The following is a 23058-nucleotide window of genomic DNA, read 5'->3' on the forward strand; positions in this document are numbered from 1 at the left end:
GGTCCGGCAAGACTTTCGGGCTCTGTCGCTGATCGAGGGGTCCGCGCCGACCGTGCTCGGGTGGGGAGATGACCTCGGCGTGATGGATGCGGCGCGGGCGGCGGACCTTCGCCGACGCACCACCGGTCAACGCCTCCCGCTTTCCTCGTTCCACGGGGTACGCCAGCGTTCGCGTTCGCCAGGGCCCACTGCCTGCGCGAACCATGCCAGGGCGTCGTCAGCCAGCTCTGCGAGGGTCTTTCCTTGCTGATCGAGGCTGGTCCAGTCGATGAAGCCCGCCGCCACGTTGTGGGACAACAGCGGCCCACAGCGAAACGCCCTCGGTTCGATCTGTATACCGAGGGTGAGGGACCTGCCCTTCGACTGCTCCGGGATGTCGGCCCAGACGAGCAGGCCCGAAGTCGGCCGACAGTACCTGTCCTGGGCCGACCACACGGCGAATTCGTCCGGGGGCACAACGGGCAGAGGCCAGTCGAGAGCCCGTACAGCGAGACGTTCGACGAACGGACGCCACTCAGGTGCGAACTCCCACTCGGCGAGGCACTCCTCGAAGACATTCACGAGCGGCATTGAAGCAGACAGACCGACACGGGTGCGGGCCGACGAACAGCGACCGCCCTCCGCTGCCGGGCCACGTGAGGGTCGATTGATCGGTGGACGCGGCGCCGGGGCTGCCCGGTACTGTGCCCCCACCAGGTTTGAACATGTTCAATAATGGGGGGGAGTCATCGAAACCTTGATCGTGGACCCGCCGATTCCGCGGGCGGGTCGGGTCCTGGCGGTGTTGGCGGCGCTGTGCGCCGCGCCGGCCATGATCATGGGGGTTGAACTCTTCGAATCGGTGGTCGGCATGCAGCACGACCGACTGCGCGAAGCGGGACGGCGGTGCCGAGGACTGCCGGGGATTGTCGTACCGAACGTGCCGCTTTCCCTCCGCCGAGGCGTCGGGCGTGGGCCGTCGGGCGTGGTGCGGCGGGCGTCGGACGTGGGGCGTCGGACGTGGGGCGTGGGGCCTGGGGCGTGGCCGGATCGTCGAGCTACGGTTCGAGCCCTTCGAGCCCGGCGAGCACCGCCAGAGACTGTTCCAGGGACAGCCCGAAGAGGTCCGGATCGGCTTCCGCGAGGGCGCGGAAGCAACCGACGGCTTCCTCCACGGCGGCCAGGCCCTCCGCCCGCCGGCCCACCGCGCCGAGGTCGATGGAGAGGTTGGTGAGGGCCATGGCGAGGTCCGGCAGGTAGGCATCGGGGTTCGCCTCGACCAGGGCGCGGCGGATGGCCACAGCCTCCTCGACAGCGGCCAGACCCTCCGCCCGCCGACCCGCCTCACCCAGACGGATGGAGAGGTTGTTCAGCGCCGCAGCGAGACCGGGCAGGTAAGCATCGGGGTTCGCCGCCACCAGAGTGCGGCGGATGGCCACAGCCTCCTCGACAGCGGCCAGACCCTCCGCCCACCGACCCACCCCACCCAGACGGATGGAGAGATTGTTCAGCGCCACGGCAAGATCCGGCAGATAGGCATCAGCATTCGCCGCCACCAGAGCACGGCGGATGGCCACAGCCTCCTCGACAGCGGCCAGACCCTCCGCCCACCGACCCACCCCACCCAGACGGATGGAGAGATTGTTCAGCGCCACGGCAAGATCCGGCAGATAGGCATCAGCATTCGCCGCCACCAGAGCACGGCGGATGGCCACAGCCTCCTCGACAGCGGCCAGACCCTCCGCCCACCGACCCACCCCACCCAAGCGGTTGGAGAGGTTGTTCAGTGCCAGGGCAAGATCCGGCAGGTAGGCATCAGCATTCGCCGCGACCAGGGCACGGCGGATGGCCACAGCCTCCTCCACGACCGCCAGACCCTCCGCCCACCGACCCGCCTCACCCAGGCGAATGGAGAGGTTGTTCAGCGCCGAAGCGAGGTCCGGCAGATAAGCATCAGGATTCGCCTCGCCCAGAGTGCGGTAGTGACCGACGGCTTCCTCCACGGCGGCCAGGCCCTCCGCCCGCCGACCCACCTCACCCAGACGGGTGGAGAGGTTCGTGAGAGCCACGGCGAGACCGGGCAGGTAGGCGTCAGGATTCGCCTCGACCAGAGTGCGGCGGATGGCCACAGCCTCCTCGCCAACGGAAAGGCCCTCCGCCCGCCGACCCGCCTCGCCCAGATCGATGGACAGGTTGTTGAGGGCCATGGCGAAATGCGGCAGATAGGCATCGGGATCCGCCTCGACCAGAACGCGGTAATGGCCGACGGCTTCCTCCACGGCGGCCAGGCCCTCCGCCCGCCGACCCACCTCACCCAGACGAATGGAAAGGCTGTTGAGGGCCACGGCGAGATCCGGCAGATAGGCGTCGGGATCCGCCTCGACCAGAGTGCGGCAATGACCGACGGCTTCCTCCACGGCGGCCAGGCCCTCCGCCCGCCGACCCACCTCACCCAGACGGATGGAGAGGTTGTTGAGGGTGCTGGCGAGGTCCGGCAGACAGGCACGCGGGTCGGCGTCGGCCAGCGTGCGGCGGATGGCCACGGCCTCCTCGCCGACGGCCAGACCCTCCGCCCACCGACCCACCCCGCTCAGGCGGATGGAGAGGTTGTTCAGCGCCACGGCGAGGCCCGGCAGGTGGGCGTCCGGGTCGGTCGCGGCGAGGGCGCGGTAGCGACCGGCGATGGTGCGGGTGAGATGGGCGGCGGTGGTGGCGAGGCGGTGGCTGGTACGGGGGAACCGGTCGTGGAGTACGTCGAGGGTGTCGAGCGGGGTGCCGGGGTCGGTGGTGAGGGTGTCGAGGGCGGCGATGAGGGGCCCTGGGCGGTCGGTACGGGTGGCGGTGGAAATCGTGTGTACGCCGAGTCGGCCGTGGTGGCGGACGCAGAGGTCGGTGAGGGGGCGGTCGAGGCGACCCAGGAAGGCGGGATGGGTAGCGGCGCGGCTGTAGACGGTGAGGAGTTGCTCGGCCTGGGTGTCGTCGGCGCCGTCGAGGAGTTGGTCGGCAAGGCGGGGGTCGTTCAGGAGCGCGCGACCGGTGTGGCGTTCGGCGAGGCGGTCGGGCTGGAGGGCGCCCCACGGTGAACCGGGCACCGTGGCGGGGTAGAGGGTGGCGAGCCAGGCGGTGACCTGGTTGCGGCGGTCGCGGGACTGGTCCGCCAGCTCGGGCAGGCGTCGCCACAGGAGGTCGGCGTCTTGGCGGTCGGCGGCGCCGGTGAGGTGGGCGGCGGCGAGCGCGGTCCTCAGGGTGTCCATGCCGAGGGCGGGGGTGAGGCCACGGGTGGTGGCGGTGTCGCGCCAGTAGCGGGCTTCGTGGGCGAGGAGCCGGTCCTCGACGTCCTGTACGTCCTCGGTGCGATCCGCGGAGTGGGGGCGGGCGGTGTCGAGGAGGTCGGCGAGGGCGGTCATGTGGAGGGTGAGCGCGTTGCCGTAGGCGCCCTCGCGGGCCAGTTGCGGAGGCAGTGCCAGGGCCGCGGCAGCAGCCGCCCAGTCGTGTCCGGCCAGGTCCGCGACCGTCGGCAGCGCGGCGGCCAGCGCCCGGGCGGCGTCGCGGTAGTGGGCGACGCGCAGTTCGGGGTCGTTCTCCAGCGGTGCGAGGCGGCGGGTACGGGCGGGGGCGAGGCGTTCCTCCGCCTGCCGGCTCGCCTCGCGGGCCTGCTGCCACCAGTCCCCGGCGGTGCGGGCCAGGAGGAGGAGTTTGAAGGGGCTGGTGCCGGGGTGTTCGGCGGCGGCTTCGACGAGGGCGCCGAGCTGGTCGGGGCGGGTCTCCGCGTAGTCGAGGACGACCAGCAACGGCCGCGCCGCCCGCCGCAGTTCGAGCAGCTGTTCCGGGCGGGCGGCGGCACGCGGCCACAGCACCGTCCAGCCCTGGGCGGCGAGTTCACGGCCGAGGTGGTGGGCGAGACGGGTCTTGCCCTGTCCGCCGGGGCCGTGCAGCAGCCACGCCCCGAACCCGTCCCGCGCGCACCAGGACCGCAGTTCGGCGAGCACGTCCTCGCGGCCGTGGAAGGGGACCGTCCGACGCCCGGCCTCCAGCAGGGCGGCCGGCGTCACCGGGGTACGCCGCACGGAGGGGCCGCCGGTCGGGTCGGCGACGTCCTGGAACTCCACCGCCGCCAACCCGCCCGCCGGGCCACCGCCGAACTCGGTGAGGGCGGTGCGGAACGCGGGGTCGTGGTGCAGGACGTAGGCGGGGACGACGTTGAGCCTGCCGTGGCCGGAGTTCGCCCGGTCGGCGGCGACGACGCCGGTCAGGTAGCGGTCGCAGAACACCGCCGCGCCAGACAGCCCGCCCCACGGAGAGCCGCTGTTGGTCGACCACTCAATACCGGCGGTGCGCAGGTCCAGGACGTACTGGTTGCCGACGAAGCCGCTGCCCGGGTTCACCTCGCCGCGCAGTTGCGCGGCCTCGACGGCGCGGCCGGGGCGCTGGGCCTCGTCCGGCACCCCCCAGGTCTCGCACGGGGTGCCGGGACGCTTCGTGTCGGGGCGCCCCCACACGACGGGGTCGGTCGGCGGCCGCCAGTGCGGTGAGTCGTCGACGAGGACGAGCGCGGCGTCGTCGCGCCCTCCCGGCGTCCCCGCCCACACCACCGTCCCGTCGGCGGCACCGGTGGCGCCCGGACGGAACACCCGCACCCGGGTACCGCCCGACCCGGTCACATGCGCGGAGGTCAGCACCAGCCGCCCCCCGACCGCGTACCCCGAACCCGACTCCCCCGGCCCGGTCACCCCGGCCACCCGCAGCTGTTCCACCGCCCACCCCTCCCCGAACGCCCTGCCGCGCCGTCAGTCCGGGATGCGCCCCGACACGTCACCGGGCCCGTCCGGGCGCTCCCGGGCGGAGCTGACGAGCAGGTCGCCGCCGTCGGCGCGCTTGGGGGTCAGGGTGAGGGACACCCGGTGGGTGCGGCCCCGCGAGACGCCCGCCTCGGTCTCCGCCCCGACCGCCCACAGCTTGAACCCGGCCTTCGCCTTCGCGTCGGCCCGCCACTCGACCTCGAACTCCATCTCCACCGGCCCCACCGCGAACACCACCCCGGGGTCGCCCCCCACCCGCGCCGCCGCCTCCAGCAACTCGTCGCGCACCGCCGCGACCGCGTCCGCCAGCGGAATGTCCATTCGGACCCACCCCTTCGCCCAGTGCCTGATCCCCAGTCGGCTCGATGCGGACACCGTAGAGGCAGGGCCCGCCCCGTCGCAGCCGATCCGGGCCGAACCCCGCCGCGGCCCCGGGCAGACCGGAAGGCGGACCACGGGGCGGGCGCCCCGGCGACCCGCTCGATCTTCGCGCGGCGGGCCGCGCGGGCCTCCTCGACGGTCCGGGGCCGGCTCCGGCAGCAGCCGCCACCCGGCACGCCCCTTAGGGGGCACCCCGCTGTGCCGTCGGGACTGATCGTCTGCGCCGTAGTCCTCCTGAAGGACCGTCGGTTCGTCATTCGGAGCGACTGATCACCAATGGTTCGCTGACAGGATTTTCCCGAAGCGGACGCACGTCCGCCGGATCGGGAGGAAGCCCCTTGTCACCTCGCATGTCACGCCGTGTGTCCCGTTCGCTGGCCGCCGCCGCGGTCGCGGCGCTCTGCCTCGGTACCGCCGTACCGGCCTCCGCCGACACCTCCGCCTTCACCTCCGCCTCCGCCTCCGCCGACACCGCCGCCCCGGCCGCGACCGCCGTCGTCGGCGGGCCGCTCCAGCCGCTGCTGAAGGGCATGACGGACGCCGGAGCGGTCTCCGTCATAGCCAAGGTCACCGACGGACGCCAGGTCTGGACCGGGAGTTCGGGTGTCTCCGACCTGACCGGCCGGGCGCCCGTCGACCCCGAGGGCCGGTTCCGGATCGCCAGCGTCACCAAGACCTTCGTCGCCACCACCGTGCTCCAACTGGTCGGCGAGCACCGCCTCGGCCTGGACGACCCGGTGGCCCGGCACCTGCCGAGCCTGCTGCCCGAGGGGCAGAGCGCCATCACGGTCAGGCAGTTGCTGAACCAGCGCACCGGCCTCTTCGACCCCACCAACGACGGCGTCTCGATCATCCCCGACCCCGGCAACGACATGGCCTTCCGGACCTGGGCCGCGCTCGGCGGGCTGAACCGGACCTACACCCCGGCCGGGAAGGTGGCGGCCTCCGTCCTCCACGGACCGCTCTTCGCCCCGGGTGAGCGGTGGGACTACTCCAACACCAACTTCGACGTCCTCGGCCTGCTCGTGGAGAAGGTCACCGGACACTCCTACGGCGAGGAGATCACCCGTCGCGTCCTGAGGCCGCTCGGCATGAACCGGACCTTCCTGCCCGGGACTTCCACCGGCGTCCCGGGCCCGCATGCGCACGGCTACACCGACGGCGTCGACGTCACCGAGCAGAATCCCTCGTGGATCGGCGCCGCGGGCGAGATGGTCTCCACCACCGGCGATCTCCTGCGCTTCGGCCGGGCCCTGCTCCAGGGCAGGCTGCTTCCGCCCGCGCAGCAGCAGGAGATGACGACGATGCTCGCCACCGGGGCCGCACCCACCTACGGCATGGGGCTGGCCGGTGTCCGGCTCTCCTGCACCACCGTGCTCGGGCACAACGGCGAAGTCCTCGGATTCAAGAGCGACTTGTGGGGCACCCCGGACCGGCAGCTCGCCCTGTCCTACGCGCCCGGCGGCGACGCCGCCGCGCAGGCCGCCCAGTCGGCGGCGGAGTTCAAGCTCCTTGAAGCGGCCTTCTGCGGCGCGGCCTGACCGCAGCGTCGCCAGCCCCGCCGGTGCACGCGGAGCGGGAGGTCGTCGACCCCGCCGACCTCCCGCTCCGCCCCACGACACAGGTGACCTGCCGTCACATCCGAGTGATGTCACATCGGGAGCCGCCGCGCTGTCTGCCTGCGGAAGCGAGAGAAGGGATCGTGAGGATGAGGACCGTCATCGTGTGCACCTCCGTTTCGCACGGCAACACGCGTCGTGTCGCCGACAGCATCGCCCAGGTCCTGGGCGCGAAGGTCGTCTCCCCCGGGCAGCTCGACCCGGCGGAGCTCGCCGACGCCGACCTGGTGGGATTCGGCTCGGGCGTCTTCTGCACCAGGCTCCACCCCCGACTGACCGAGTGCGTCAAGGCCCTCCCGCACGGCCGGGGCCGAGCCTTCGTGTTCGCCACCAGCGGGCTGCCGGACCTACGGCCGGCACCGTTCGCCCGGCCTCTGGTCCGGCTCCTCGAAGGCAAGGGCTACGAGGTGAGCGGGACCTTCTCCTGCCGGGCGTTCGACACCTGGGCGCCGTTCAAGGTCGTCGGCGGCCTCAACAAGCGGCGGCCGAACGAGGACGACCTGGCCGCCGCGCGGGCGTTCGCCGAGCGGCTGCGGGACGGCGTCGGTCCGGCGTCCTGACCCGCTCGCCCGGCTCCGCGAAGCCGCTGTGGCGCGCCAGGGGTCAGTTCGCCGCGTCCCCGACTCCGGGGGACACGGCGCACGGCCGCAGGACCATCAGCGAGTCCTCCGGAGCCGCCACCACGGCGAAGGGGAACCGGTCGAGCTCCAGGCAGAGTGCGACGTCGTCGGGATGGACTCCCTGCCGCACGCCCGTCGCCAACTCCTCCGCGGCGCGCGACCCGGCGGCGCGACGGAGGTAGTCGGCCGGATCGGTCGCGGCCCCGGTGGCCCGGCGGGCGATGTACTGGGCGCACGCGAGGTCCTCCTCGGCCCGCCCGTTCTCGCCGGTGACGACGAACGTGACGCCGTCGGCCCCGCGCGCGCGAAGCACAGCGGCGGTCGCCTCGGCCACCACGAAGCCGGCGCACAGCACCAGCGACGCCTCCTTGACCGCGAGGGCGCCGACCGTCCCCGCCGTGGTCTTCTGCACCACGGTCCGTCCGCCGAGGTCGGCCGACCGCAGCAGGCCCGGCGAGTTGACGGCGTCGAACCCGGGCGCGGACGGGCCGTCCTTGAGGGCCACCCAGTCCGGGTGGCGGGCCTTGAGCGCCAGGGCCTCGTCCAGCGACTCGGCGAGCACGATCCTCTCCGCGCCCCGGTCAAAGGCCCAGGCGGCCACGGTGAAGGCCCGCATGACGTCGACCACGACCGCCACGGAGGGGACTTCGGCCAGCTCCTCGATGCTCAGAAAACGCGCGTCCATGCCGATCATGATTCCGCACGCCCGCCCCGGCGTGTCCCGAAGGTGACCCACCTCACCTCGGCGGACCGGCGGCCCCGGCGGCCGGTCAGGACGCCGTGCAGACCGGGGAACCACTGGCGTCGGCCATCCACTTCTCGCCGTAGTCGAGGCGGCCCCCGCCCGGTGGCGGGGTGGTGCCCGGGGGAACGGGGGTGGCGGCGCCCGCGCTCGGGCGGCGCCACACCTTTCCGTCCGGGTCGACGACCTCCAGCTGGAGCCGCGCCAGATCCGCCTGGTCGGGCGACGCGTCCGGCACGGCGGCCTTCATCGAATCCAGCAGACTGGAGAACGGAATGACGACCTGTCGGCACGGGGCGGGCTGAACGTCGCCCCACCAGAGGTTCTGCTGCGGGAGGACCAGGCGCATGGACATCACCCGGTCGCTGCTGTTGACGATGACCACCCCCGTGGTGGTCTCGTAGAAATAGGTGCGCTCGACGGGTGCCCGGTCGCGCTCCTCGGCCGCGCGGTGGCTCTCCTCCACCGCGCGGCCGTGGTCGTCGCTCGCGCGGCCCTCCGCCCGGATCCCGAGGACCAGCCCCACCAGGGCGGCGACGAACGTCATACCTCCGACGAGCACCTTGCCGAGATCGACGAGGGTGAAGGTGGGCGCGCGTTCGGCTTCGGGCGCCGGCTCGGCTTCGGGCGCGGCTTCGGGCTCGGGCGCGAGGGCCGAGCCGGGTTCGGGTTCGGGTTCGGGTGTCGGCGCGGGGCTCCCGGCGTCCGTGTCGGCCATGGCCACGACGCTACGCGGCGGCAGGCCGTCGGAGGGCGGTGCCGCCGAACCGTGGCCCGACCGACACACAACACCGACACGGCTCCGGCGCGAGGCCCCGCCCCTCGGTCACCGGTGCGACCGTGCCGTCCGCAGGTCTGCGAGGCGGCGTTCCAGGGTCTCGCGGCAGGTGGGCCACTCCTCGCGCGTGATCGAGAAGATCGCCGAGTCCCGGAGCCGGCCCTCCTCGCCCGGGGCCCAGGAGCGGGACCAGTTCCGCAGCACGCCCTCGAAGGCGGCCCCCGTCCTGGCGATCGCCGCGCGGGAACGGCCGTTGCGGGCATCGGTCTTGAGGTCCAGCCGGGACACGCCCCAGACCTCGAAGGCGTGCCGGAACAGCAGGTACTTGGCCTCGGTGTTCAGCCCGCTGCCCTGGGCGGAGGCGGCGAGCCAGGTGAAGCCGACCTCGATCGCGAACAGGGTCCCGTCGTCGGGGTGACGGCGCGGGTCCAGGAAGGCCGTCGCCCCGACGGCCCGCCCCGAGACACGGTCCAGCTGCGCGTAGGGGGTCACCCGTCCGGCGGCGCGCCTGGCCAGTTGGGTGTCCACATAGGCGGAGACGTCACCGGCCTCCGGCACCCAGGTGAAGCCGTAGCCGCCCCGGTCCTCCTCCGCGGCCCGCGCCAGATCCGCCGCGTGGTGGTGCCCCAGCGGCTCCAGACGGACGAACTCGCCTTCCAGCACGGGCCCTTCGAGCAGCGGCACCTCGACAGCGGAACCCACGACCCCTCCTTCTCGACACTCTCGACACTTTCGACGACAACGACCCCGGCAGCCTCCCAGGCCCATGCGGCCCGGCGCACGTCGATTCCACCCGACGGACGCCGACCGTCCACGACCGAGCGGGCCGTCCGGTGACGGGAAACGGTTCGCCCCCGAAGTCACCCGGCCCGTACCGTCGCGGGTGTGAAGCTGCTCACGGTCAACATCGGCAGACCACCTCCCGACCCGTGGAAGGGCGGCCTCGACGCCACGGGCATCGACAAGCGGCCGGTGGACGGACCGGTGCACGCCTCCGCCCCCGGGCCCAAGGGCACCGGCGAGGTCGGCCTCGCCGGCGACCGGGTCCACGACGTGAAGCACCACGGCGGCCCCGACCAGGCCGTCTACGCCTACGCCCGGGAGGACCTCGACGCCTGGCAGGCCGAACTGGGCCGCCCGCTCGCGAACGGCGTCTTCGGGGAGAACCTCACCACCCTCGGCCTCGACGTCAACGGCGCGCTGATCGGCGAGCGTTGGCGCATCGGGGCGGACGTGGTGCTGGAGGTGTCGGGTCCCCGCATACCGTGCGCCACGTTCCAGGGGTGGTTGGAACAGGAGGGCTGGATCAAGCGGTTCACGCGGGCCGCCGTGCCCGGCGCCCACCTGCGCGTGGTCGCGCAGGGGGAGGTCCGTGCCGCCGACCGGATCGATGTCGTGCACCGGCCCGGGCACGAGGTCACGGTGGCCCTCGCCTTCCGCGCGCTGACGCTCGAACCGGACCTGCTGCCCCTCCTCCTGGCCGCCGACGCCCTGCCGGAGGAGGTCCGCGCGCTCGTCCGTCGCCGCACCGCGTGACGGATTCCCCACGGGCCGACCGGCCGTCACGAGGCGTCAGTTGCCGTACTAGTGTCTCCGTACCTCGATTCTCGACTCTTTGAACGAATTCAAGCGCCCGGGCATTCACACGGAGGACACCATGACGGCAAGCCCATCCACCTGGAGTTCGGACGCCGTGCTGCGGCGGCTGCGCGGCACGGGTGAGCGGCTGATCGGCTCGGCCGGTCCCGACGCGGCCGCCGACCGCGCGATGGGACGGGCCCTGAACGGCTTCCTGGACCGGATCGCCGGGCGCGGCTCGGGGCCGGCCGTGGACGGAATCGTCGCACTGCCGTTCCTGGTGCACGGGACGCACTCCGGCGACCCGGCGCCGGCCGAGCCCGCCGCAGTGGTGCACGTGCTGTGGTGGGTCTCGGCCCGCTACCTGGACGACCTGTCCGACGCCGGGCCCCGGCCGTCCGCCGCGGCCGACACCGACAGCGCGGACCAGGACCTGCTCGCCGTGATCGGGATCGCCTGCCACCTGGCGGCCGAGGTGCTCGACGAGGCGTGCCCCGACGACCCGGAGCGGGCGCTGCGGCTGCGCCAGGAGCTGTCGCGCAGCTGGCACCGGGCGATAGCCGGGCAGCTCACGGACCTCACGGCGACCGCGGCGACGGCGACCGCCGACGAGGTCATGGCCGGTTACCTGGGAAAGACCGGCGCCCCGTACGCCATGGCCGCGGCGATCGGCGCGGTGCTGGCCGGGTGCGACGAGGCGCGCGTGGACACGTGGCGCGACCTCGGCGCGCGGTTCGGCGTCCTGCGGCAACTGGTCAACGACCACCGGGACATCGCCTCGGGACGGTACGAGGACCTTCGCAACGGGACCGCCACCTTCATGGTGGTGCAGTATCTGAACTCGCTGCCCGAGCCGGAACGCGCGGTGGCGGAGAAGCTGCTCATCGGGTGCGCGGACTCCGCGGCCGCCCGGGAGGAGTTCGCGGCGCGGCTGACCGAGCCGAGCCGGCTGCGGGCATTCGCAGCGGTCATCAGGCCACTGATCGACGGACTGCACGCGAGCATCGACGAGGCCGGCGGGGTGGACGAGTACGTCGCGGGGCTGCACGGGCTGGTCGACCGAACGGTGAACCTCTACCCGGAGTTCCTGCTGGGCGTCCGGGACTGAGGGCTAGGGCGTGTTTGCAAATTCGCGTCGGACCAGGCCGCGGCGTTGGGCGCCCGGCTGGGCGTGCGCTCGAATCGTCCTCGTACTGGGTCGTACTTGGGCGATTCGGGCGTGCGTCCAGCCGGGATGCCCGGCGTCGCGGACCCGGCGGGAATTTGCAAACGCGCCCTAGCGGCGGTCCGGGGCTTCCCGTCCGCGCGGGAGGTCGGGCGGGCCGGCTTCCCGCGCGGACGGTGGAGTCGCCCTCGGCCCGGGGTCTGCGATCGGGGGACCGCTGGGCGAGGACTCCCGCACGGCACGGTGGGGCGCGCCGCACGCGGGCCGGGTCGGCCGCCGCGTGCCATGGCCGTGGAACGCGGGACCGGGAACGGGAGGGGGCAAGGAGGGGACCGGCGGGAGCGGAGTGGGAAGTCGATCAGGCCGACTTCCCACTCCCGAGTCCGCCGCCCGGCGGCGCGAGGACTCGTCCTCCACGGTCGCGGAGCGGCTCCCCCGATGCCGCCCCGTCGGATCAGGATCCCGCAGGGGCGGCGGGCCGGGCTTGTAAAAATGCGCACTCCGGTCAGCGGCCCGGGCCGCCGTCGGCGAACTCGATCGCGGTCGTCACCCGGTCCGCCAGGCGGTCGGTCGGCTCGGGCGCCCGCCCGGCCCGGCGGGAGGCGAAGAACACGGTCGGCGGGCAGCCGACCATGGCCCGGAAGGAGTGCACCAGATGGGCCTGGTCGTAGTAGCCGCAGTGGTCGGCGATCCGGGCTCCGCCCCAGCCGGGCCGCCGCTCGTAGGCCAGCAGGGCGCGCTGGAGGCGGAGAATGTCGGCGGCCTGCTTGGGGGCCAGGCCGAGGTGTTCGCGGAAGCGCTGCTCCAGCCTCCGGCGGCTCCAGCCGGTGCCCTCCACCAGCGCGCGCACCGAGGTCCGCCCGTGCGAGGCGCGGAGCCGTTCCCAGGCCCAGCTCACCGAAGGGTCCCAGATCCGCCCGTCCGCGAACCGCGCGTCGAAGTAGGCGTCCAGCAGGGCGAACCGCTCCGTCCAGGTCGGTGACTCCCGTAGCCGGTCGACGAGTTCGCGCGGGCCCCGGCCGGGGAAGGCCGCGCCCGCCTCGATCCACCGGCCGTCCAGGTCGCCGAGCGCGGGCCCGAGGATCCGGTACGCGCCCTGGGGGGTGAGGGAGACGGCGAGGCCGTGCAGCCGGCCGCTGTGCTCGGCGACGGTGGCGGTGCGGCGCAGCCCGGCGAGGACCGAGCCGAAGGAGGCGGTGTCGGCGGTGGCGACGGCGTCGGTGAGCCGCAGCGAGCCGTCGAAGCCGACCGTCAGGGTCACCACGTCGGTGGGTACTTCGAGGCGGCGGCGGGGCCGGTCGGACTCCAGCCGGTAGCCCCGGTAGCCGAGCACGTACTCGCGCAGTCTCGGCCGGGCCGCGCCGTACGCCATTTCGCACTCGCCGTCGACGAGGTCCGGTGTTCCGCTGCCGCGTTCCATGGGCGCTCCCGCATCGCAGGGACAGAGACAAGGAGAAGCCTTGACGTGTCCACGATGCCATGAGGTCGGACCGGCGCGAACGCCGAACGGCGCGGTCCGCCCAGGTGGTACGGACCCTTCCGGAATCGGCTGGACGGTTCGCCGACGAATCGACGGACAGGACCGACGCGTGGGGCCGGCGCCATCGGCCCCACGCGTCGCACCGGGGCGATCCGGCCACTTGACCGGCACCTCGACTTAGGTAAGCCTAACCTTATGTCAGATGACTCCCCCGTGCACGGCCTGAGCGGTGTGGCGATGACCCTGCTCACCCCCCTCTACGGCCGGGCCCACGCGAAACAACTGCTCCCCGGCACCGAGTTCAGCGACCCGGGGGCCACCCGGGTGCTCCGGGAGACCGGCTTCAAGGACTCCGAGGTGCTGACCGACCGCTCCAACGCCGTCGGCTCCGTCCACCGGGCCATCGTCCTCGACGCGATCACCCGGCGCTTCGCCCACACCCACCCCACCGGCACCGTCCTGTCCGTCGGCATCGGCCTCTGCACCCGCGACGAACGGCTCGCCGACAGCGTGCCCGACGGCATCCGCTGGCTCGGCGTGGACGTCCCCGAGGTGGTGGAACTGCGCCGTCGGCTCCTGCCCGACAGCCGCGCCCTGGTCCACCCGGCCTCGCTCACCGCACCGGACTGGACCGAGGGCGTCGAAGCCGGGACCGGCCCGACCCTGGTCGTCGCGGAAGGGGTCCTCATGTACCTCTCCCCCTCCGAGGTCGCCGGCTTCCTCACCGACGTCCGCCGCCACCTCGGCCCCGGCACCCGCCTCGCCGCCGACTTCTTCCACCCGTGGATCGCCCTCAGCGGCCTCCACCCCATCTCCCGCGCCACCGGCGCCCGCTTCCGCTCCGGCGCCCGCAGCAGCCCCGGTCTCGCGGCCCTCGCCCCCGGCTGGAAGGCCGCCGCCGAACACCCGGTGATGGAACGCATCGGCCCCGCCCAACGGATCGCCGCGGCCGTGCTCCGCCCCCTCCTCCTCGGCCACCGTCCCTACGCCGTCGCCGAGTTGACCGCCACGCCGTAACACCCGCCGGGCCGCCCCCGGGGGAGGCGGCCCGCGCCACCGGCAGCACCCGCCGGGGCGGCCGGGGCGGTGCGGCGGGCGAATGCGAGGGTGGGGGTGTGAACGAGACGATCATGGCCGCCGCCCGCGAACGGGCCGCCGGGCACCGGCGACGGTTCGACCTCCGCTTCGCGGCGTACTTCGACACTCTGCCGGAGCGCCTCGACACCCCGCCGCTCAGCCGCTTCACCCCGCGCTGCCTGGAACTGCTGCGCGCGCTCTCGCTGCGCGGGGGCAAGCGGCTGCGGGTCGCCCTGCTGTACGAGGCCGCCCGGCTGGTAACCACCGGCCCGGTGCCCGGCCTGACCGAGGCCGCGCTGAGCATCGAACTGCTGCAGACGCACGGGCTCGTCCACGACGACATCATCGACGACGCGCCCCTGCGGCGCGGCGGCCCGTCCACCTACTACGCCTACCGCCAGGAGTTCCCGACCGCGGACCGCACCGCGCTCGGCCTGGCCGTCCTGGCCGGGGACCTCGCCGCCTTCCTCTCGATGCGGGTCCTGCTGGAGTCGGACGCCCCCGCCGAACTGCGCCAGGCGATGCTGGAGGTGCAGCTGGACACCGGCGCCGAGACGGTCGCCGGCCAGATCGCCGATCTCGAACGCGACCTGCGGCCGCTCCCCGACGAGGACTTCCTGCACACCGTCTGCGAGTACAAGTCCACCCGGTACTCCGTGCTCGCCCCGCTGCGGCTGGGGCTGCTGGCCGCCGGCGAGGACCTCGCCGCCCACGACGCGAGGCTGCGCCGCTACGCGGTCCCGGTCGGCGTCGGCGGCCAGCTGCGGGACGACTACCTCGACCTCTTCGGCGACGAGGACAGCACCGGCAAGTCCACCGGCGCCGACCTCCGGGCCGGCCGCCGCAGTTACGCCGTGACCGCGCTGCTCGCGGCCGCCGACGAGGAGCAGCGCGCCCTGGTCGAGTCCGCGCTCGGCGACCCGCACTGCTCCGCCGCGACGGTCGAGCGGATCCGCGAGCTGGCCCGGCGGTTGGGCGTGGACCGCAGGCTCCGGGCCGCCATGCGCCACCGCGCCGAGACGGCCGCCGCCGAGGCCGCGGACTGGCGCCCGCACTGGCGCGAGGAGGCGGTGGCCTTCTTCGAGGGCCTGCCGCTCGCGAACGTGGTCCGGCCGTAGGCCGGTCGGCCGCCCCCGGACCGGAGGCGGCCGACCGCCGGGCGGGGAGCCGCGCCGGAACTGCTCCCCACGCAGTAGCGGGCCCGGGCCGCCTCCCCGGCCGGGCCCGGCGCCGCTGCCTGCGCACGGGGCCGGGTCAAGCCCCCTGAAGCCGATTTCGGAGGACGCCCGACACCTCTGCGGGCGGACCTCCGCCCGTCGTACGGAGGCAGCCGACGACCTTCCGCAGGACGACGCGGGTGGGGCGGTGCGGATGCGAACGTGGCATTGGGGCCCGGGGGTCGGGTCCGGGAGGGAACACCATGAACGCCAATCACTGGGCCGGGACGCGTCGGCGCGAGCGGCTCGGCCTGCGGCTCGCCGCCGTCGCGGTGGCCGGGGCCACGGTCGCCGCGCTCGCCCCGACTGCGGCGGTGGCGGCGGGGGCCGGGGTGCCCGCCACCTCGGGAGCGACCGGGGCGGAGGCCGACCGGCCCCGACCGGCCGTCGACCTGGGCCCGGAGCTGCGGGCGCTGGTCGAGCGCGGCGGGGCGACGGCCGCGCTCGGGGAGTCCCGCGAGACCGGCCGCCGGACGTGGCGCGGCGCCGCCGGGGTCGTCGACCTGGACTCCGGGCGCGCGGTGCGTGCCGAGAGCCGGTTCCGGATCGGCAGCGTGACCAAGACCTTCGTCTCCACGGTCGTCCTCCAGCTGGCCGACGAGGGCCGGCTGCGGCTGGACGACCCGGTGGAGACGTATCTGCCGGGCGTGGTGCCGAACGGCGGCGCGATCACCCTGCGGCAGCTGCTGCAGCACACCAGCGGCCTGTTCGACTATCTGGAGGACCCGCGGTTCCTCTACCACGACGAGGCGAGCCTGCGGACGTACCTGGCCGAGGGGCGCTGGACGGACTTCCGCCCGGAGGAACTGGTCTCCGTCGGCGTCGGGCACGCGCCGTACTTCGAGCCCGGGCAGGGCTGGCACTACTCCAACACCAACTACATCCTCACCGGCATGATCATCCGCAAGGTCACCGGGCGCAGCTGGCAGCGCGAGGTGGAACGCCGGATCGTCGAACCGCTGCACCTCGACGACACGACGTTCCCGAACTCCTCCGCCCGGATCCCCGGCCCGCACGCGCACGGGTACGTCCAGCTGCCGGAGGGACCGGCGGACGTCACCCGGATCAACCCGACCGTCGCGGACGCCGCCGGCAACGGCATCTCGACCACCGCCGACCTCGACCGCTTCCACGCCGCCCTGTTCGGTGGCAAGCTGCTGACGCCCGCCCGGCTGGCCGAGATGACGACGGCCGTCCCGGCGCCGATGATCGCCGCGCACTACGGGCTGGGCCTGATCCGCTACGACCTGCCGTGCGGGGAGGTGTGGGGCCACACCGGCGGCATCCCCGGCTACGACACGATCATGCTCGGGGCACGGGACGGCTCGCGGCAGTTCGCCCTCTCGTTCAACGTGCTGGAGGGCGCGGAGACGGACGGGACCGGGGCCGCGATCAACGCGCTGCTCGTGAAGGCGGCATGCGGTCCGGACGCGGCGGCGGCCGCCCCGGCGGCGAAGGACCGGGGTACCGGAACCTCCCTCAAGCTGCTGCGCTGACACCGGGGACCGACGGCCCGCCGCGACTCCTCGCGGCGGGCCGTCGGCGTGCGGGACCCGGTCGGGCAAGGCGTGCCGGGTGCCGGGAGCGGTGCGACGTGTACTTCGGGTCGGATGCGGTCCGGAGTACGGCGCCCGGTCGACGGGTGGACGATCCATCTGTTCCCGACCGGTCCGATCGAACTGATTGTCCGTCAATTCGTCGGAGAATTGCCCCACCCGGGGCGGGTGGCCGCGAGCAGCGGGAACGACCGGACCGCCCGGCCCCCGCCCGCCGGCGAAAAGGCGGGCGGCGCCGGGGATTCCGGCGACACGGAGAAATCTCGGCCGAGTGGACAGTGTGCGATCTCTCCGGGGAACGGCGCCGTCATGCCGGCGCGTCGAGTGAGCGCTCCGTCACCGTGCGCAGTCACTCGAACCCCAGGGGACCGCCGAGACGGACCTCGCCCCGTTCACACGTCAACCACACATCCTTGGAGCGACATCCCCAACAGCCATTGTGGGTGCACAGTCCCGGCCGGTAGAGTCCCGGTCCGCCGAGCACCGAACAAGTGCTCGCACGGCATTCTTTGGGGCGGGCATGACAAATAACCGCAGCATCCACGGGGCCAGTTCCGACTTGATTGACGCGTTCACGGAAACCGTGCGCCGATATCCCGAACGACCGGCGATCGTCCACCACGGGGACACGCTGACTTATCGCCAACTCGACGCGTTGGTACGTACCTCGGCCCACCGCCTCGGTACCGCACCCGGCGTGGTGGCCGTTCCGGCGACCCACACGCCGGACACCGTCGTCGCCCTGCTCGGCATCCTCGCCGCCGGCGGGGCGTACTGCCCGGTCGACCCGGCGTTCCCGCCGCAGCGGCGGCAGGACATGCTGGCCGCGGTCGGCTGCCGGACGGCGGTCGGCCGGACGACTCCCGGCGAGGCGGCGGTCGGCCGGAACACCGCGCAACCCGGCGTACGCGTCGTCGAGTTACCGGGAACGACCACCGGGGACCGGTCCGGGACGGAGCACGCCGAGCGACCGGCGCCGACCGACCCGGAGCGACCGGCCTACCTGCTCTTCACCTCGGGTTCGACCGGGCAGCCGAAACCCGTGGTCACACCGCGCCGGGCGATCTCCGCCTCGGTCGACTCGCTGCGCACCCTGTTCGGCCTCACCGCCGAGGACCGGGTGCTGCAGTTCGCCTCGCTGAACTGGGACACCTGCTTCGAGGAGATCCTCCCGACCCTCACCACCGGTGCCGCGCTCGTCCTCGACCGCGAGGCCCACTCCGGCTCGTTCCCGCGTTTCCTGCGGCTGATCGAGCAGGAGCGGATCGGCGTGCTCGACCTGCCCACCGCGTTCTGGCACGAACTGGTCCTGCACCTCGCCGAGGAGGGCCTCGCCCTGCCCGAGTGCGTCCGGCTGCTGGTGATCGGCGGGGAGGCCGCGAGCCCGGCCCGGCTCGCCGACTGGGCCGCCCTGGACACCGCGCGGATCCGGCTGCTCAACACCTACGGGTCCACCGAGACCACCCTGATCACCCATGCCGTCGACCTGCACGGGCCACTGGCGGCCGCCCGCGACCGGCCGTGGACGGCGGGCGACCGGGTGCCGATCGGGCGCGCCCTGCCCCATGTGTACGAACGGATCAGCGCACAGGGCGAGTTGCTGGTCGGCGGCCCGGCGGTCGCACTCGGCTACCTCGGACTGCCCGAGGCCACCGCCGACCGCTTCACCGAGGACGCCGAGGGCGTGCGCTGGTACCGCACCGGCGACCGGGTGAGCCGGGCGCCGGACGGTGTGCTGACCCACCAGGGGCGCCTGGACGGCGAGTTCAAGGTGCGCGGGATCCGGGTCGACCCGGCCGAGGTCGAGGCGCACCTCGCCGCGCACCCGGGTGTGCACGCGGTCGCGGTCACGGGGACGACCCTGGCCGGCCGGTCCGCGCTGGTCGCCTACGTCGTCCCGCGCACCGCGGCGGCGGCAACGGCGGTGTCAGCGGCGCCGACGGCGGCCGAGAGTCTGGGGGCCGAGCTCCGGACCTACCTGCGCGACCGGGTACCGGGCCATCTGGTGCCCAGCCGGATCACCGTCGTACCGGAGCTGGTGCTGACGGCGAGCGGCAAGGTCGACCGGGCCGGTTCGCACCGCCTCCACTCCGCGCGCGGCGCCGGGGCCCCGCGGCCCGAACCCGCGCACCACTAGCGACCGGGCGACCACCGCGCCGTCCCGCCCCGCCGCCACCACCCGTGCGGGTGCCACCCACGGCGGTGCCATCCGCACCGGCAGCGCCGCCGAGCGGTCCGGGCCGCGGCCGCGCCCGCTCGTCGTACCCCACTGCCACGCCCCACCCGTCGTAGCCCCTGCCGTACCCCTTCGCCGCACCCCGCCCGGGCCCACCCGTACGCCCCGGCCCCGGCCCCGCACCAGGTGCCCCACCGGCGCACCGCACCCCGATGGTCAAAGGAGATCCCCGTTGAGCACCGTAGACACCACCCCCGCCGACACGGACGGCCTGGTGGCGATCTTCCGCCGCGTCCTGGAGACGGACCAGGTCGCCGCGGACTCCGACTTCTTCCTGCTGGGCGGTGACTCGCTCATCGCCACCCGCGTCCTGAGCGCGGTCGCCCGCACGTACGGCGTCGAGCTGTCCTTCGAGGACTTCGTGCTCGCGCCCACCCCGGCCGGCCTGGTCGAGCTGATCGCGGCCGCCGGATGACCGGCCGCGCACCGGGGACCGAACGCGCACCCGGGACCCGCCCCGCCCGGGTGACCTCCGCCGTGGTGATCGGCGCCGGCCTGGCCGGTCTGACCGCCGCCGAGGGGCTGGCGGCGCGCGGGGTGGAGGTCACCGTGCTGGAGGCGCGCGGCCGGGTCGGCGGACGCACCCACGGGATCGAGGTCGCACCCGGCGCCTGGATCGACGCGGGCGCCGCCTACCTCGGCTCCAAGCACACCGAACTCCTCGCGATGATGAAGGAGTTGGGACTCGCCACCACGCCCACCACGATGCTCGGCGCGAGCCGGTTCGCGCTCGCTCCCGCGCCGGACGCAGGAGGTACGGACGGCGAACCCGCCACCCGGGACGGCCGGTTCCCGCCGCTCAACGCGGTCGCGCTCGGCGAGCTGTTCGACCGGCTCGCCGAACTCACCGCCCAGGTCGACCCGGAGGCGCCCTGGCTCACCCCGGACGCCGAGCGGCTGGACGCCCTCACCGCCGCCGAGTGGGCCGAGCAGCAGCTCGACCACCCGGACGCCCGGCTGTTCTTCCCGCTCTTCCTCGGCGAGATGATGGCCGCCGACCCGGCCGAGGTCTCCGTCCTGCACGTGGCCTTCTACCTGCGCTCCGGCGGCGGACTGCGCTACCTGAACGCCTTCGAGGGCGGCGCCCAGGAGGACCGGGTCGCCGGCGGCGCGCACCTGCTGTGCGAGCGGCTCGCCGCCCGGCTGACCGAACGGCGGCCCGGCTCGGTCCGGCTCGGCGAACCGGTCCGGTCCGTCGTCCAGGACGGCGAGGGCGTCACCGTCCACACCGAGGCCGACGCGGTGTACCGGGCCGAGGTCGCGGTGGTGGCGCTGCCGCCGCTGCTCGCCGAAGCACTCGACCTGCGGCCCGTCCGGCCGGCCCCGCGCGCGGGCGAGCGGACCGGACGCGGCTGCGCGGTCAAGGTCAACCTGGTCTACCCCGCGCCGGTCTGGCGCGCCCACGGGCTCTCCGGCTGGTCGGTGAACGCCCGCGGCCCGCTGCTCTCCACCGTGGACGACTCGCCGGCCGACGCTCCGGAAGGGTCCCGGGTCGGCGTGCTCACCGGCTTCGTCACCGGCGCGGAGGCGCACCGCTACGCGGCCCTGGGTCCGGAGGAGCAGCGCGCGGCCGCCGTCGCGCAGGCCGCCTCGCTGTTCCCGATGCTGCCCGAGCCGATCGGCTTCCACCGCACCGACTGGGTGAACGAGCCGTACAGCAAGGGGTGTTACGCGGCCCTGTTCGGTCCCGGCGACTGGTCGCGGCTCGGCCCGGCGCTGACCGCGCCGCACGGCCGGGTGCACTGGGCCGGCACCGAGACCAGTACCGAGTTCTTCGGCCTGCTGGAGGGCGCGATCCGCTCCGGCCACCGGGTCGTCGCGGAGATCCTCGACACCGGGGAACGGAGCGCCGGGGAACGGACCACCGAGAACCCGGCCACGGAGAACCCGGCCACCGAGGATCCGGCCACCGAAGCCTGAACCGCACCCGTACCTCCGCCAGCGCACCACCAGCACCACCGGCACCACCACCCCGGCACCCACGCGCACCCCCGCACCTGCTCTCCCTCACCACTCAGCCCGCGCTCACGTTCCACAAGAACCGCGGGCCACCCCCCTCAGGAGACCGCCATGAGCGACGAGAGTCCCGCCCCGAACAGCGGCCCGGCCACCGCCGCGCCCACCGCCCCCTCCCCGGTCGCGCCGCTCGCCGCCCGCGAGCGGCTGATGGCCGAACCGGAACTCGGGGCCGGCAACTTCCTCGACCACGCCCTCGCCGTGAACCCCAACCGGGCGGTCCCCTTCGCCTACAGCCACCACCTCGACCACCGCGGCGCGGTGGTGCTGCGCGGCCACAGCCTCCAGGACCTCGCCGCGCTGCGCGACCGCTACGCCGCCTGGTACCACGCGAACGGCGTCCGTCCGGGCGAGCCGGTGGCAGTGGTGATCGCCGAGGGCCTGGAGCCGCTGCTGCACTTCCTCGCGCTCACCGCGCTGGGCGCCGTCCCGGCCCTGGTCAACGACGCCATGCGGCACGACGTGATGGTGCGCTACCTCAACCACGTCGGCGTGGTCGGCGTGGTCGCCGACGACACCACCCGCCTCGCCGCCGCCTACCGCCAGGACCCGCAGCGCCGCCCGCGGTTCCTCGCGCTGGCCGCCGAGGTCCAGGCGTTCGACGCGGACGCCTCCGACGGTCTGCCCGCCGAGTACCCGTACCGGCACGCGGCGGACGACGTGGTGGCGCTGATCCACTCCTCCGGCACCACCGGCACGCCCAAGTCGACGATGCTGGCGCACCGGCAGTTCTGGGACGGCAAGCAGCCGCGGATGGTGCGTTTTCCGGCGGAGCCGGAGGACCGGCTGATGTCGCTGATGCCGCACACCCACGCCGGCGGCCTGAGCTACTTCCTCACCGCGACCCTGCTCGGCCTGCCGACCGTGGTGATGGCCGACTGGCGCCGCTCGGTGGTCGAGCCGGTGATGGAGGCGTTCCGGCCCACCATGGTCGCCTCCTTCCCGCGGACCTTCGTCGAACTCGCCACCGGTGAGCTGCCGGTGGCGGGCGCGGCCAAGGTGCACTCCTGGTTCAACACCGGTGACAGCGCGCACTACGGCCACATCCGCCGACTGGTGCGACTGGGCGAGCGCCCGGCCGGGCTGATCCGGCCCTGGCTGCTGCCGCGGGAGAGGGCCGAGCAACCCGCGCTTCCCGGTTCGCAGTTCGTCGACGGCCTGGGCTCCTCCGAGATGGGCATGGCGCTGTTCGGGCAGGTCACCACACCGGAGAGCGTCCGCGACGACCGCTGCGTCGGCAGGCCGCTCGAAGTGGTGCGCCGGGCCGCCGTACTGGACCAGGACGGCAACGAAGTGCCGGACGGCACGGTCGGACTGCTCGCGATCGACTCGCCCTCGCGCACCCCTGGCTACTGGAACAACGCGCGGCTGACCGAGAGCTTCGAACTGGCGGGCTACTGGCTGACCGGGGACCTCGCCCGCCGCGACGCCGAGGGCCGGTTCTACCACCTGGACCGCACGGTGGACGTCATCGACACCTCGGCCGGGCCGGTCTACAGCCTGCCGGTCGAGGAGGTGCTGCTGGCGGACTGCGCCGAACTGGTCCGGGACTGCTCGGTGATCGGCGTGCCGGGGGCCGCCGGGGATGGGCAACGCCCGGTCGCCGTCGTTCAGTTGCAGCAGGAGGCGGAGTCCGTGACCGCCGAGGAGGTGTTGGAGGCCGCCAACAAGGCCCTGGCCGGGGCCGGACTGGCCGCGCTCGCCGCCGTCCGGATCGCCCGAACCGCGGCGGAGTTCCCGCTCGGGCCGACCGGCAAGGTACTCAAGCGCGAACTGCGCACCCGCTTCGCCACCCTCTTCACCGCGTAGCACGGG

18 protein-coding genes are annotated in these 23058 nt (G+C 73.8%); 11 read left to right on the top strand and 7 right to left on the bottom strand.

The features are described 5' to 3' along the window. Nucleotides 1-126: 126 nt before the first annotated feature. The 3 genes from ACIQ9P_RS12515 to ACIQ9P_RS12525 form a co-directional block, all read right to left on the bottom strand. A complete protein-coding gene (locus ACIQ9P_RS12515) occupies nucleotides 127-561 on the bottom strand; it encodes a hypothetical protein (RefSeq protein ID WP_402353991.1) in 435 nt (144 codons plus the stop codon). A 476-nt stretch (nucleotides 562-1037) separates the two neighbouring features. After that, nucleotides 1038-4733: a tetratricopeptide repeat protein gene (locus ACIQ9P_RS12520; RefSeq protein WP_402353994.1), complete on the bottom strand. Its 3696-nt coding sequence runs from the start codon at nucleotides 4731-4733 to the stop codon at nucleotides 1038-1040. 33 nt (nucleotides 4734-4766) lie between these two features. Further along, nucleotides 4767-5099 carry a trypco2 family protein gene (locus ACIQ9P_RS12525; RefSeq protein ID WP_402353996.1) on the bottom strand — a complete coding sequence of 111 codons (333 nt, stop codon included), beginning with the start codon at nucleotides 5097-5099 and terminating at the stop codon, nucleotides 4767-4769. A 410-nt stretch (nucleotides 5100-5509) separates the two neighbouring features. On the opposite strand from ACIQ9P_RS12525, the gene ACIQ9P_RS12530 reads away from it, so the two are divergent. After that, the gene (locus ACIQ9P_RS12530; RefSeq protein ID WP_402353998.1) at nucleotides 5510-6700 is read left to right on the top strand and encodes a serine hydrolase domain-containing protein; all 1191 of its coding nucleotides are present in this window, start codon (nucleotides 5510-5512) and stop codon (nucleotides 6698-6700) included. 167 nt (nucleotides 6701-6867) lie between these two features. Next, nucleotides 6868-7338: a flavodoxin family protein gene (locus tag ACIQ9P_RS12535; protein WP_402354001.1), complete on the top strand. Its 471-nt coding sequence runs from the start codon at nucleotides 6868-6870 to the stop codon at nucleotides 7336-7338. A 43-nt stretch (nucleotides 7339-7381) separates the two neighbouring features. On the opposite strand, the gene ACIQ9P_RS12540 is transcribed toward ACIQ9P_RS12535, so the two are convergent. From ACIQ9P_RS12540 to ACIQ9P_RS12550, 3 genes are all read right to left on the bottom strand, one after another. Further along, nucleotides 7382-8083, bottom strand: coding sequence for a 2-phosphosulfolactate phosphatase (locus ACIQ9P_RS12540; protein ID WP_402354004.1), 702 nt, complete (start codon nucleotides 8081-8083; stop codon nucleotides 7382-7384). An 85-nt stretch (nucleotides 8084-8168) separates the two neighbouring features. Further along, nucleotides 8169-8858 carry a hypothetical protein gene (locus tag ACIQ9P_RS12545; RefSeq protein ID WP_402354007.1) on the bottom strand — a complete coding sequence of 230 codons (690 nt, stop codon included), beginning with the start codon at nucleotides 8856-8858 and terminating at the stop codon, nucleotides 8169-8171. A gap of 108 nt (nucleotides 8859-8966) precedes the next feature. Then, on the bottom strand, nucleotides 8967-9620 hold the full coding sequence (locus ACIQ9P_RS12550; RefSeq protein WP_402354010.1) for a GNAT family N-acetyltransferase: 654 nt from the start codon (nucleotides 9618-9620) through the stop codon (nucleotides 8967-8969). Between the two features lie 183 nt (nucleotides 9621-9803). On the opposite strand from ACIQ9P_RS12550, the gene ACIQ9P_RS12555 reads away from it, so the two are divergent. Both ACIQ9P_RS12555 and ACIQ9P_RS12560 read left to right on the top strand, forming a co-directional pair. Next, the gene (locus tag ACIQ9P_RS12555; RefSeq protein ID WP_402354013.1) at nucleotides 9804-10454 is read left to right on the top strand and encodes an MOSC domain-containing protein; all 651 of its coding nucleotides are present in this window, start codon (nucleotides 9804-9806) and stop codon (nucleotides 10452-10454) included. A gap of 121 nt (nucleotides 10455-10575) precedes the next feature. Then, nucleotides 10576-11604, top strand: coding sequence for a polyprenyl synthetase family protein (locus tag ACIQ9P_RS12560; RefSeq protein WP_402354015.1), 1029 nt, complete (start codon nucleotides 10576-10578; stop codon nucleotides 11602-11604). Between the two features lie 562 nt (nucleotides 11605-12166). On the opposite strand, the gene ACIQ9P_RS12565 is transcribed toward ACIQ9P_RS12560, so the two are convergent. Beyond that, complete coding sequence (locus ACIQ9P_RS12565) at nucleotides 12167-13081, bottom strand: helix-turn-helix domain-containing protein (RefSeq protein WP_402354018.1); 915 nt, start codon at nucleotides 13079-13081, stop codon at nucleotides 12167-12169. 255 nt (nucleotides 13082-13336) lie between these two features. Between ACIQ9P_RS12565 and ACIQ9P_RS12570 the strand changes: the two genes are divergently transcribed. From ACIQ9P_RS12570 to ACIQ9P_RS12600, 7 genes are all read left to right on the top strand, one after another. After that, nucleotides 13337-14158, top strand: coding sequence for a class I SAM-dependent methyltransferase (locus tag ACIQ9P_RS12570; protein ID WP_402354021.1), 822 nt, complete (start codon nucleotides 13337-13339; stop codon nucleotides 14156-14158). Nucleotides 14159-14271: 113 nt separating this feature from the next. Next, a complete protein-coding gene (locus tag ACIQ9P_RS12575) occupies nucleotides 14272-15336 on the top strand; it encodes a polyprenyl synthetase family protein (protein WP_402354929.1) in 1065 nt (354 codons plus the stop codon). Between the two features lie 302 nt (nucleotides 15337-15638). After that, nucleotides 15639-16931 (top strand): serine hydrolase domain-containing protein, encoded by a 1293-nt coding sequence (locus ACIQ9P_RS12580; RefSeq protein WP_402354024.1) that lies wholly within the window; start codon nucleotides 15639-15641, stop codon nucleotides 16929-16931. A gap of 643 nt (nucleotides 16932-17574) precedes the next feature. Continuing rightward, a complete protein-coding gene (locus ACIQ9P_RS12585) occupies nucleotides 17575-19128 on the top strand; it encodes an amino acid adenylation domain-containing protein (protein WP_402354027.1) in 1554 nt (517 codons plus the stop codon). Nucleotides 19129-19399: 271 nt separating this feature from the next. After that, the gene (locus tag ACIQ9P_RS12590; RefSeq protein WP_402354030.1) at nucleotides 19400-19642 is read left to right on the top strand and encodes a phosphopantetheine-binding protein; all 243 of its coding nucleotides are present in this window, start codon (nucleotides 19400-19402) and stop codon (nucleotides 19640-19642) included. A 50-nt stretch (nucleotides 19643-19692) separates the two neighbouring features. Then, nucleotides 19693-21147 carry a flavin monoamine oxidase family protein gene (locus ACIQ9P_RS12595; RefSeq protein ID WP_402354032.1) on the top strand — a complete coding sequence of 485 codons (1455 nt, stop codon included), beginning with the start codon at nucleotides 19693-19695 and terminating at the stop codon, nucleotides 21145-21147. 150 nt (nucleotides 21148-21297) lie between these two features. Beyond that, nucleotides 21298-23052 (top strand): class I adenylate-forming enzyme family protein, encoded by a 1755-nt coding sequence (locus tag ACIQ9P_RS12600; RefSeq protein WP_402354034.1) that lies wholly within the window; start codon nucleotides 21298-21300, stop codon nucleotides 23050-23052. Nucleotides 23053-23058 lie beyond the last annotated feature (6 nt).

It is taken from the genome of Kitasatospora sp. NPDC094019, from assembly GCF_044764505.1.
Lineage (GTDB): Bacteria > Actinomycetota > Actinomycetes > Streptomycetales > Streptomycetaceae > Kitasatospora.

Excerpts from the sequence above, each read along its gene's own strand:
- ACIQ9P_RS12525 (WP_402353996.1), bottom strand. The coding sequence starts at position 5,099 with ATGGACATTCCGCTGGCGGACGCGGTCGCGGCGGTGCGCGACGAGTTG.
- ACIQ9P_RS12530 (WP_402353998.1), top strand. The coding sequence starts at position 5,510 with ATGTCACGCCGTGTGTCCCGTTCGCTGGCCGCCGCCGCGGTCGCGGCG.
- ACIQ9P_RS12535 (WP_402354001.1), top strand. The coding sequence starts at position 6,868 with ATGAGGACCGTCATCGTGTGCACCTCCGTTTCGCACGGCAACACGCGT.
- ACIQ9P_RS12540 (WP_402354004.1), bottom strand. The coding sequence starts at position 8,083 with ATGGACGCGCGTTTTCTGAGCATCGAGGAGCTGGCCGAAGTCCCCTCC.
- ACIQ9P_RS12545 (WP_402354007.1), bottom strand. The coding sequence starts at position 8,858 with ATGGCCGACACGGACGCCGGGAGCCCCGCGCCGACACCCGAACCCGAA.
- ACIQ9P_RS12560 (WP_402354015.1), top strand. The coding sequence starts at position 10,576 with ATGACGGCAAGCCCATCCACCTGGAGTTCGGACGCCGTGCTGCGGCGG.
- ACIQ9P_RS12565 (WP_402354018.1), bottom strand. The coding sequence starts at position 13,081 with ATGGAACGCGGCAGCGGAACACCGGACCTCGTCGACGGCGAGTGCGAA.
- ACIQ9P_RS12570 (WP_402354021.1), top strand. The coding sequence starts at position 13,337 with ATGTCAGATGACTCCCCCGTGCACGGCCTGAGCGGTGTGGCGATGACC.
- ACIQ9P_RS12575 (WP_402354929.1), top strand. The coding sequence starts at position 14,272 with ATGGCCGCCGCCCGCGAACGGGCCGCCGGGCACCGGCGACGGTTCGAC.
- ACIQ9P_RS12580 (WP_402354024.1), top strand. The coding sequence starts at position 15,639 with ATGAACGCCAATCACTGGGCCGGGACGCGTCGGCGCGAGCGGCTCGGC.
- ACIQ9P_RS12600 (WP_402354034.1), top strand. The coding sequence starts at position 21,298 with ATGAGCGACGAGAGTCCCGCCCCGAACAGCGGCCCGGCCACCGCCGCG.